11 protein-coding genes are annotated in these 9,120 nt (G+C 66.0%); 6 read left to right on the top strand and 5 right to left on the bottom strand.

Annotation, left to right across the window (positions count from 1 at the left end):
* Positions 1-103: 103 nt before the first annotated feature.
* From purC to purQ, 4 genes are all read left to right on the top strand, one after another.
* Complete coding sequence (purC, locus tag AB4Z16_RS26455) at positions 104-898, top strand: phosphoribosylaminoimidazolesuccinocarboxamide synthase (RefSeq protein ID WP_265056972.1); 795 nt, start codon at positions 104-106, stop codon at positions 896-898.
* Positions 899-939: 41 nt separating this feature from the next.
* On the top strand, positions 940-1,524 hold the full coding sequence (locus tag AB4Z16_RS26450; RefSeq protein ID WP_441514300.1) for a hypothetical protein: 585 nt from the start codon (positions 940-942) through the stop codon (positions 1,522-1,524).
* A gap of 193 nt (positions 1,525-1,717) precedes the next feature.
* Positions 1,718-1,960, top strand: a complete 243-nt coding sequence (gene purS, locus AB4Z16_RS26445; protein WP_441514299.1) for a phosphoribosylformylglycinamidine synthase subunit PurS — start codon at positions 1,718-1,720, stop codon at positions 1,958-1,960.
* A 3-nt stretch (positions 1,961-1,963) separates the two neighbouring features.
* Entirely contained in the window at positions 1,964-2,659 is a 696-nt protein-coding gene (purQ, locus tag AB4Z16_RS26440; protein WP_441514298.1) for a phosphoribosylformylglycinamidine synthase subunit PurQ, read from the top strand.
* Between the two features lie 109 nt (positions 2,660-2,768).
* Here the strand turns inward: purQ and AB4Z16_RS26435 are convergent, their stop codons facing one another.
* From AB4Z16_RS26435 to AB4Z16_RS26425, 3 genes are read right to left on the bottom strand one after another with little or no spacing between them, the layout of a single operon-like run.
* Positions 2,769-3,362, bottom strand: a complete 594-nt coding sequence (locus tag AB4Z16_RS26435; RefSeq protein WP_441514297.1) for a DsbE family thiol:disulfide interchange protein — start codon at positions 3,360-3,362, stop codon at positions 2,769-2,771.
* Positions 3,359-3,544 (bottom strand): heme exporter protein CcmD, encoded by a 186-nt coding sequence (gene ccmD / locus AB4Z16_RS26430; protein ID WP_441514296.1) that lies wholly within the window; start codon positions 3,542-3,544, stop codon positions 3,359-3,361. Before ccmD ends, AB4Z16_RS26435 begins: the two co-directional genes overlap by 4 nt.
* Positions 3,541-4,299, bottom strand: a complete 759-nt coding sequence (locus AB4Z16_RS26425) for a heme ABC transporter permease (protein ID WP_441514295.1) — start codon at positions 4,297-4,299, stop codon at positions 3,541-3,543. Before AB4Z16_RS26425 ends, ccmD begins: the two co-directional genes overlap by 4 nt.
* Positions 4,300-4,593: 294 nt before the next feature.
* Here AB4Z16_RS26425 and AB4Z16_RS26420 point away from each other — a divergent pair, with 294 nt between their 5' ends.
* Positions 4,594-4,836 (top strand): hypothetical protein, encoded by a 243-nt coding sequence (locus AB4Z16_RS26420; RefSeq protein ID WP_441514294.1) that lies wholly within the window; start codon positions 4,594-4,596, stop codon positions 4,834-4,836.
* Here AB4Z16_RS26420 and ccmB read toward each other — a convergent pair.
* Positions 4,824-5,492, bottom strand: coding sequence for a heme exporter protein CcmB (gene ccmB, locus AB4Z16_RS26415; RefSeq protein WP_441514293.1), 669 nt, complete (start codon positions 5,490-5,492; stop codon positions 4,824-4,826). The two genes, AB4Z16_RS26420 and ccmB, sit on opposite strands and share 13 nt — an antisense overlap.
* Positions 5,489-6,112 (bottom strand): heme ABC exporter ATP-binding protein CcmA, encoded by a 624-nt coding sequence (gene ccmA, locus AB4Z16_RS26410; RefSeq protein ID WP_441514292.1) that lies wholly within the window; start codon positions 6,110-6,112, stop codon positions 5,489-5,491. Before ccmA ends, ccmB begins: the two co-directional genes overlap by 4 nt.
* A gap of 220 nt (positions 6,113-6,332) precedes the next feature.
* On the opposite strand from ccmA, the gene acnA reads away from it, so the two are divergent.
* Positions 6,333-9,032 (top strand): aconitate hydratase AcnA, encoded by a 2,700-nt coding sequence (gene acnA / locus AB4Z16_RS26405; RefSeq protein ID WP_441514291.1) that lies wholly within the window; start codon positions 6,333-6,335, stop codon positions 9,030-9,032.
* Positions 9,033-9,120 lie beyond the last annotated feature (88 nt).

Below are 9,120 nucleotides of genomic sequence, written 5' to 3'. Positions count from 1 at the left end.
CTCGAAGATCGATCCCCACCGGATCGCCGGGCTGTGGCAGGACCGACAAGATCAGGGGCCAAGATCCCGCCGCGACCTCATCGCGTCCAGAGAAGGGCAACCTTTGGATTTCCTCAAGCCACGGTACATCCCCATGAATCGCCGCCGTCGCATTTACGAAGGCAAGGCGAAGGTCCTCTATGAAGGACCCGAGCCCGGTACGCTCATCCAGCATTTCAAGGACGACGCCACCGCCTTCAATGCCAAGAAGCATGAAGTGATCGACGGCAAGGGCGTGCTCAACAACCGTATCTCCGAGCACATCTTCTCCAACCTGAACGACATCGGCGTGCCCACGCATTTCATCCGCCGGCTGAACATGCGCGAGCAGCTGATCCGCGAGGTCGAGATCATCCCGCTCGAAGTCGTCGTGCGCAATATCGCCGCCGGCTCGCTCGCGACCCGCCTCGGCCTCGAGGAAGGCACGCAGCTGCCGCGCTCGATCATCGAGTTCTATTACAAGAACGATGCGCTCAGTGACCCGATGGTCTCCGAAGAGCACATCACCGCCTTCGGCTGGGCGACTCCGCAGGAGATCGACGACATCATGGCGCTGGCCATCCGCGTCAACGACTTCCTCTCCGGCCTCTTCCTCGGCGCTGGCATCCGCCTCGTCGATTTCAAGATGGAGACCGGCCGCCTCTGGGAAGGCGAGATGATGCGCATCGTCGTCGCCGACGAGATCAGCCCGGATTCCTGCCGGCTCTGGGACATCAAGTCCAAGGACAAGATGGACAAGGACCGCTTCCGCCGTGACATGGGCGGCCTGATCGAGGCCTATTCGGAGGTCGCCCGCCGCCTCGGCATTTTGGGCGAGAACGAGAATCCCGGCCCGACCGGCCCGCGCCTGGTGCAGTGAGCGCCATCGCTCCGCCATTATCGCCTACGAAACGGGAGCGCATGCGCTCCCGTTTTCATGTCACGGCCCTTTTCGCCGCCGGCGCTCTCCTGCTCGCCGGCTGTGCAAACCAGTTCGGCGCCGGGATCGCCGAGCTGCCCGCATCGGCGGGCTGGCACCGGCTGCCGATCGGCTCCTGGGTGCTGAACGAGGGCCTCGAAGCCCGCGCCATGGTCTTCTGTCCGCGCGAATCCTGCGTCCAGCAGGGTTTTGCCGCGGTCATTGCGCTGGAAGGTGAGCAGGCCCGCGACATGGAACGGGCTCTCTCTGAAAGCCCCGCACGCCTCGGAGAAGCTTTCGCCCGGCAGGCGGCAGCGAAGGCCGCCGAACGCCGCAAGGCACAGCGGAACCCGAAAAAGAATGCCGAGCCGAAGGCGCCCCGCAGCGCGACCGATGTCGCACGTTTCGATTCGGCCGAGGCACGCGGCATCCTCGTCACGATCCGCTCGCTGGATACGCCGGGGCGCCAGGCCGTCACCGCCATTCTCTACGGCCGGGAAGCGAACCGACTCGTGGTGGCCCTTGGCGTCAGCGACACGGCCGAAGCCGCGCGGCGGGACGCCGAGGCCGCCTGGCGCAGCCGCTGATTCACGTGAAACGGCGGGAAATGGTTGAGCCGGCCGCGATTCTTCCGCGCGCTTTCCGTTCGGTTGGTATCAGCCGAACGAAGGGAATTCGCGCAAAACCAATAGGCTGAGCATGTCCTGATCGCAAAAGTGGTTTCCACTTTTGCGGAACATGCTCTAAGGCACCCGCAACAAATCTCGTCCGGAGAACCTCATGAAAGCCCGCGTCACCGTCACCCTGAAGAACGGCGTGCTCGATCCGCAGGGCAAGGCGATCGAAGGCGCCCTGAAGTCGCTCGGCATCGACGGCGTCGGCTCCGTGCGCCAGGGCAAGGTTTTCGACATCGAGCTCGCCGGCTCCGACAAGGCGGCGGCCGAAGCGTCGCTCAAAGCCGCCTGCGAGAAGCTGCTCGCCAATACGGTGATCGAGAACTACCGCGTCGAGATCGGAGCCTGACCCATGAAGGCCGCCGTCATCACCTTTCCGGGCTCCAACCGTGACGGCGACGTCGCCAAGGCGTTGAAGCAGGCCGGCGCCGAGGTCACCCATGTCTGGCATGGCGATACCGAGCTGCCTGAGGGTATCGACCTCGTCGTGCTGCCGGGCGGCTTCTCCTATGGTGACTATCTGCGCACCGGCGCCATCGCCGGCCGCGCCCACATCATGGACGCGACCCGCGCACATGCTGCCCGCGGCGGCTATGTCCTCGGCATCTGCAACGGCTTCCAGATCGCCTGCGAAGCCGGGCTCCTGCCCGGCATCCTCGTGCGCAACGCCAATCTGAAGTTCGTCTGTAAGCGCCAGCATCTCAAGGTCGAGCGCAGCGACACGCCCTACACCCGCGCCTATGCGCAGGGGCAGGCGATCGACGTCTGCATTGCTCATGGCGAGGGCAACTACATCGCCGACGCGCAGACGCTGGCCCGCCTCGAAGGCGAAGGCCTCGTCGCCTTCCGCTATGCGGATGCGCAGGGCAATGTCACGCCCGAAGCCAATCCGAACGGCTCGCTCAACAACATCGCCGGCATCTATTCGCCCGGCTTCAACGTTCTCGGCCTGATGCCGCACCCGGAGAATCTGATCGATTCGCTGGTCGGCGGCACCGATGGGCGCGGCCTGTTCGAAAGCCTCGTCGCGACGAAGCGCGCGGCCTGAAGCGCGTCATTCTCGGGCGAAGCGCGGCGCAGACCCGAGAATCTCTTTCAGGATAGAACGCCCTTGTCGGCAGGAGACGCTCGGGTCCGGCCCGAGCGTGACGCGCTGGTCACCGCGCCTTCAGCGCCCGCTGCAGCAGCTTGGCTGCGGCCTGCTGATCGAGCGGGCCGACATGTTTCTCAAGGATGTGCCCGTCCGGCCCGATGACGAAGGTCTCGGGCACGCCATAGACGCCCCACTCGATCGCCGACCGACCGGCGCGATCGACACCGACGGCGGAGAACGGATTGCCGAGCGCGCCGAGGAACCGGCGAGCATTCTCGGCCTCGTCCTTGTAGTTCATCCCGACCAGCGCGACCTTGCCCTGCTTCACCGCATCGGTCTCGGCAAGGCCCATCAGCACGGGATGCTCGACCCGGCAGGGCGCACACCAGCTCGCAAAGACATTGACCAGCGTCGTCCGTCCGCCAGCGAGATCGGCATTGCCGAAAGCCGGAACCGGCTGGCCGTCGCGCTGCAGCCCTTCCAGCGGCGCGAGCGTGATCGCCGGCGCGAGGCGGCCTATCAGCGCCGACGGCACCTTGCTCGTATCGCCCGAAAACAGCCCGATGCCGAAGATGATGGCGAGCGCGCCAAAGATCATCAGCGGCACCAGGAAAAGCAGCGGTGAACGCCGCCGCGGCGCGGTTTCGATCTGGCTCATGACGTCTCCCGGCCAGAGCGGCGGCCGGCGCCGCGACGCTCCAGCGCATCGAGCGCCTGCTTCTGGGCGCGGTGATCGCGCAGGGTCGCGAGCGTCAGCCCGATCAGGATGAGCGCAGCCGCCGCGTAAGCGGCGAGGATGAAGCCGGCATGCGGGCCGATGCTTTCGACAAGCACGTTCATGCCGGCAATCCCTGCACCGCGAGTCTGTCGAGCCGCTCTGCTTCCAGGATCGTCAGCGTCCGCACCCGCCGGCGCATGATCTCGGCCCGCATCGCCAGCATATGTAGCGCGAGGGCGAAGAGCGTGAATCCAACGGCCAGGATCAGCAGCGGCCAGAGCATGGATGGGTGGATCGTCGGCCCCCCCATGCGGAGCACCGAAGCCGGTTGGTGCAGCGTGTTCCACCAGTCGACCGAGAACTTGATGATCGGCACGTTGACGAAGCCGACGAGGGTGAGGATCGCCACGGCACGCGCCGCCCGCGACGGCTCGTCCAGCACGCGCCAGAGCGCGATGATGCCGAGATAGATCAGCAGCAGAACCAGCACCGAGGTCAGCCGCGCGTCCCACACCCAGTAGGTGCCCCACATCGGCTTGCCCCAGAGCGCGCCGGTGATCAGGCAGACCAGCGCGAAGCAGGCCCCGACCGGTGCCGCCGCCTTCTGGGCGACATCGGCCAGAGGATGGCGCCAGACCAATGTGCCAAGCGCCGAGAGCGCCATCATCGAGTAGAACATCATGGCGAGCCAGGCGGCCGGGACATGGATGAACATGATCCGGATCGTCTCGCCTTGCTGGTAATCTGCCGGTGCCTGCCAGGCGAGATAGAGGCCGGCGACGATGAGCAGCGCGGCCGCGGCCGCCAGCCAGGGCAGCAGCACGGCCGAAAAGCGCATGAAGCGCGTCGGATTGGCGAGGTCGATCAGGCTGGCCATCGTTCTGGCGGGGTCATCCGGGGCGCAGGTGCCATGATCGGAGCTTTTAGCAATCTCGACCCGTTCCAAGCAATGCGCCCGAGCCCGGCTGCGACATCACGAAGCTGCGCGTGTGAGCGGTGGCGCCCCTCGATCCAAACCCTTGTCGAACCGGCGGAATTCCGATCGTGCCCCGGGAGGTGCCTGTTGACCGATGCCGGCTAATAGTTATCGCATTGAAGCGGTTGCAGTTTTTGCCCTCGCTGCTTGCAAGCCCCAGACCGATCCTCTAGCCTGCCTTTCTGGATGCGGGGGATGAAGATGCGGCTTCAGCTATCCGACGAGGTCCAGCGCGAAGTCGAGCAGGCGATCCGCTCGAAAGCCAGCCAGTCCCTCGTCATCGATCTATACGCCACAGCCGAAGAGATTCGCAGCCGGCACGACACCGGCGAGGTCGATCTCGACGCCATCGTCGCCACGGTCGCGCGCCTCGCCGCGCAATGCGGCTGTGCGGTCGAGCTCGGCGGAGCCAGAGGCGGCAGCATTCAATCGGCCTGACGCAGGGCCGCGGCCGCGGCGATCGTCCCCACGACGATGGCTGCCAGCGAGATCGCACACAGAATTAGGAACGGTGTCAGGAACGGCACCGTGCCGCCAACGGCCGCATTGGCGGCCGAAACCCCGAAAATCAACACCGGCACCGTCAGTGGTGCGACCAACACCGGCACGATCAGCCCGCCGCGCTTGATGCTCGCCGCCAGAGCCGCCCCGCCTGCTCCGATAAAGCTGAGCGCAGGCGTGCCGACCAGGAGCGTCGCGACCAGCGGCAGCACACCCTCGCCCGGCAGCGCCACCAGCAGGCCGAGCAGCGGCGAAACCAGTGCCAGCGGCAGGCCGGTCGTCAGCCAATGCGCCAGCCCCTTGGCCAGCACGGCGAGTTCGAGCGGCAGGCGCGAAGCCCGGATCAGATCCAGCGAGCCGTCCTCCTCATCGCTCTGGAACAACCGGTCGAGCCCGATCAGAACCGAAAGGAGCGCTCCGAGCCACAGGATTGCGGGGCCGATCCGCGAGAGCAGGTTGAGATCCGGCCCGAGCGCGAACGGCACGAGGACGACGAGCGTGAGGAAGAAAACGAGCGCCAATTCTCCGCCGCCACCGGCGCGCGATGCCAGGGCGAGATCCCGCTTCAGGATAGCCATAAAAGCCCGGCTCATGGCCCGATCCTGAGTTCGCGTGCCCCACCGAGACCGAGAGGGCCATGCGTCGCGGCGAGGATCGCGCCGCCCGCCACCAGATGATCGCGCATCAGACCGGCGAGCATGGCCTGGGAGGCGGTATCGAGCGCCGACATCGGCTCGTCGAGCAGCCAATAGGGACGGCGCGAAACCAGGAGGCGCGCCAGCGCCACCCGCCGCCTCTGCCCGGCCGAGAGGTAGCCCACCGGCAGTTCCGCTGCATGGGCAAGCCCGACCGCAGCCAGCGCGCCTTCCGGTGAGAGAGCGGCATCACCGAGGACGGACTGCGCAAAGGTAAGATTTTCCCGCGCCGTCAGCGCCGTCTTCAGCCCGTCGCGATGACCGACGAGATGCGAAACCTCGGCAAAATGGACGTCCTCCTCGCCCCCTTCGAGCCGGATCACGCCGCCATCCGGCCGCAGCCGGCCGCACAGCATGGCGATGAGGCTCGACTTGCCGGCGCCGTTGCGCCCGGTCAGGGCGATCGCCTCGCCGGATCCGAGGTCGAAGCTCAGCGCTTCGAAGATCAGCCTGCCACCGCGGCGGCAGGCGAGATTCTCGGCGAAGAGGCGCGTCGGCGGGAATGAAATTTGAGTCAAGGCAGCGCTGCCGACGATAGGTTCGACCACATCTCGTTCATCTAGCGCGCTTCTTGGAATTGCTCTATAGAACCCGCGGCTACGCCGCACGCCGATCCGGCGCGGGGCTCGGGCACTCCCGAGGCGGCGCGCGCGTCATGCGCATTAGGCCTTCGAACGGCGCCGTCCGCAAGGGCGGGCCGGTCGTGACCGCAACCCCTTGATCAGGATCAAGCCCGACATGGCCTCGCTCGACTCCTTCAAAGCCCGCAAGACGCTCACCGCCGGCGGCAAGACCTACACCTATTATTCCCTCCCCGATGCCGAGAAAAACGGCCTGCCCGGCATTTCGAAGCTGCCCTTCTCGATGAAGGTGCTGCTCGAGAACCTGCTGCGCTTCGAGGACGGCCGCTCGGTCACCAAGACCGACATCGAGAATTTCGTCGGCTGGCTCGACGACAAGGGCAAGGCCGGCAAGGAGATCGGCTTCCGCCCGGCCCGCGTGCTGATGCAGGACTTCACCGGCGTTCCGGCGGTGGTCGACCTCGCCGCGATGCGCGATGGCGTCAAGGCGCTCGGCGGCGATGCGCAGAAGATCAATCCGCTCGTGCCGGTCGATCTGGTCATCGACCATTCCGTCATCGTCGACGAGTTCGGTTCGCCCAAGGCCTTCGCCAAGAACGTTGAGCTCGAATATGAGCGCAACGCCGAGCGCTACAAGTTCCTGAAATGGGGCCAGGGCGCCTTCGACAATTTCCGCGTCGTCCCACCCGGCACCGGCATCTGCCACCAGGTCAATCTCGAATACCTCGCCCAGACCGTCTGGACCCGTAACGAGACGATCGACGGCGTCGAGGTCGAGGTCGCCTATCCCGACACGCTCGTCGGCACCGATTCGCACACCACCATGGTCAACGGCCTCGCCGTGCTCGGCTGGGGCGTCGGCGGCATCGAGGCGGAAGCCGCGATGCTCGGCCAGCCGCAGTCGATGCTGCTGCCGGAGGTGATCGGCTTCAAGCTGACCGGCGCACTCAAGGAAGGCATCACCGCCACCGACCTCGTGCTGACCGTCACCCAGATGCTGCGCAAGAAGGGCGTCGTCGGCAAGTTCGTCGAGTTCTTCGGCCCCGGCCTCTACAACCTGACGCTGGCCGACCGCGCCACGATCGCCAACATGGGCCCGGAATACGGCGCGACCTGCGGCTTCTTCCCGGTCGATGCCGAGACGCTGGACTATCTCACCACCACCGGCCGCAAGTCGGACCGCATCGCGTTGGTCGAGGCCTACAGCAAGGCGCAAGGCCTCTTCGCCACCCGCGAGACCGCTGATCCGGTCTTCACCGACACGCTCGAGCTCGATCTTTCGACGGTCCAGCCCTCGATGGCCGGTCCGAAGCGCCCCGAAGGCCGCGTCGATCTCTCCGCCGTCAAGGCCGGCTTCGCCGCCGCGATGGAGACCGACTACAAGAAGGGCGGCGAACTCTCGCGCCGCGTCGAGGTCGAGGGTGAGGACTTCGATCTCGGCCATGGCGACGTCGTCATCGCAGCCATCACCTCCTGCACCAACACCTCGAACCCCTCGGTGCTGATGGCGGCCGGCCTGCTCGCCCGCAATGCGGTCGCCAAGGGCCTCAAGGTCAAGCCCTGGGTGAAGACCTCGCTGGCGCCGGGCTCGCAGGTCGTGGCGGAGTATCTGGCCAAGGCCGGCCTGCAAGGCGATCTCGACGCGCTCGGCTTCAATCTGGTCGGCTTCGGCTGCACCACCTGCATCGGCAATTCCGGCCCGCTGCCGGCGCCGATCTCCAAGACGATCAACGAGAAGGGCCTGATTGCCGGCGCCGTCATCTCCGGCAACCGCAACTTTGAGGGCCGCGTCTCGCCGGACGTGCAGGCGAACTACCTGGCATCGCCGCCGCTGGTCGTCGCCTACGCGCTCGCCGGTTCGGTCCAGATGGACCTGACGACGCAGCCGCTGGGACAGGGCTCGGACGGCAAGGACGTCTATCTGAAGGACATCTGGCCCTCCAACAAGGAGATCCAGGACTTCATCCAGCAGAACGTCACCCGCGCGATCTTCGAGGCCAAATACGCCGACGTCTTCAAGGGCGATGCCCATTGGCAGGCGGTCGACGCGCCCAAGAGCGAGACCTATGCCTGGGACGATGATTCGACCTATGTGCAGAACCCGCCCTATTTCCAGGGCATGCACCAGAAGCCGGACCCCGTCACCGACATCGCCGGTGCCCGCATACTCGGCCTGTTCGGCGACAAGATCACCACCGACCACATCTCCCCGGCCGGTTCGATCAAGGCTGCCTCGCCCGCCGGTCAGTATCTGACGGAGAACGGCGTCGCGGTCGCCGACTTCAACCAGTACGGCACGCGTCGCGGCAACCATGAGGTGATGATGCGGGGCACCTTCGCCAACATCCGCATCCGCAATCACATGCTCGGCCCGAACGGCCGCGAGGGCGGCTACACCATCCACTACCCGTCGAAGGAAGAGCTGCCGATCTACGACGCGGCAATGAAGTACAAGCAGGAGAACGTCCCGCTCGTCATCTTCGCCGGCGTCGAATACGGCAACGGCTCCTCGCGCGACTGGGCCGCGAAGGGCACGAACCTGCTCGGCGTCAAGGCGGTGATCGCCCAGAGCTTCGAGCGTATCCACCGCTCGAATCTGGTCGGCATGGGCGTCGTGCCCTTCACCCTGGCGGAAGGCACCAGCTGGGCCTCGCTCGACCTCAAGGGCGATGAGCTCGTCAGCATCAAGGGCCTGGCCAACGTTAAGCCGCGCCAGATGATGGAAGCCGAGATCACCTATGCCGACGGCACGGTGAAGAAGGTGCCGATCCTCTGCCGCATCGATACGCTGGACGAGATCGACTACTTCAAGAACGCCGGCATCCTGCACTACGTCCTGCGCGGCCTCGCCGCCTGATCTGGATAGCAGCACCGAAGCAGGTCATGGCCGGCGCAAGCCGGCCATGATGCTTAGAGGACCTGCCCCGGTTGTCCTCGCGCCCGCC

It is taken from the genome of Allobosea sp. TAF32 (assembly GCF_052113585.1).
GTDB lineage: Bacteria > Pseudomonadota > Alphaproteobacteria > Rhizobiales > Beijerinckiaceae > Allobosea.
Note: the sequence above shows the minus strand (reverse complement) of the source record. Positions and strands in the feature narration are given on the sequence as shown.

What these genes read in the sequence shown, in the direction of transcription:
- AB4Z16_RS26450 (WP_441514300.1), top strand. Translation starts at nt 940, where the DNA reads ATGCGCTCCCGTTTTCATGTCACGGCCCTTTTCGCCGCCGGCGCTCTC.
- purS (WP_441514299.1), top strand. Translation starts at nt 1,718, where the DNA reads ATGAAAGCCCGCGTCACCGTCACCCTGAAGAACGGCGTGCTCGATCCG.
- purQ (WP_441514298.1), top strand. Translation starts at nt 1,964, where the DNA reads ATGAAGGCCGCCGTCATCACCTTTCCGGGCTCCAACCGTGACGGCGAC.
- AB4Z16_RS26435 (WP_441514297.1), bottom strand. Translation starts at nt 3,362, where the DNA reads ATGAGCCAGATCGAAACCGCGCCGCGGCGGCGTTCACCGCTGCTTTTC.
- ccmD (WP_441514296.1), bottom strand. Translation starts at nt 3,544, where the DNA reads ATGAACGTGCTTGTCGAAAGCATCGGCCCGCATGCCGGCTTCATCCTC.
- AB4Z16_RS26425 (WP_441514295.1), bottom strand. Translation starts at nt 4,299, where the DNA reads ATGGCCAGCCTGATCGACCTCGCCAATCCGACGCGCTTCATGCGCTTT.
- AB4Z16_RS26420 (WP_441514294.1), top strand. Translation starts at nt 4,594, where the DNA reads ATGAAGATGCGGCTTCAGCTATCCGACGAGGTCCAGCGCGAAGTCGAG.
- ccmB (WP_441514293.1), bottom strand. Translation starts at nt 5,492, where the DNA reads ATGAGCCGGGCTTTTATGGCTATCCTGAAGCGGGATCTCGCCCTGGCA.
- acnA (WP_441514291.1), top strand. Translation starts at nt 6,333, where the DNA reads ATGGCCTCGCTCGACTCCTTCAAAGCCCGCAAGACGCTCACCGCCGGC.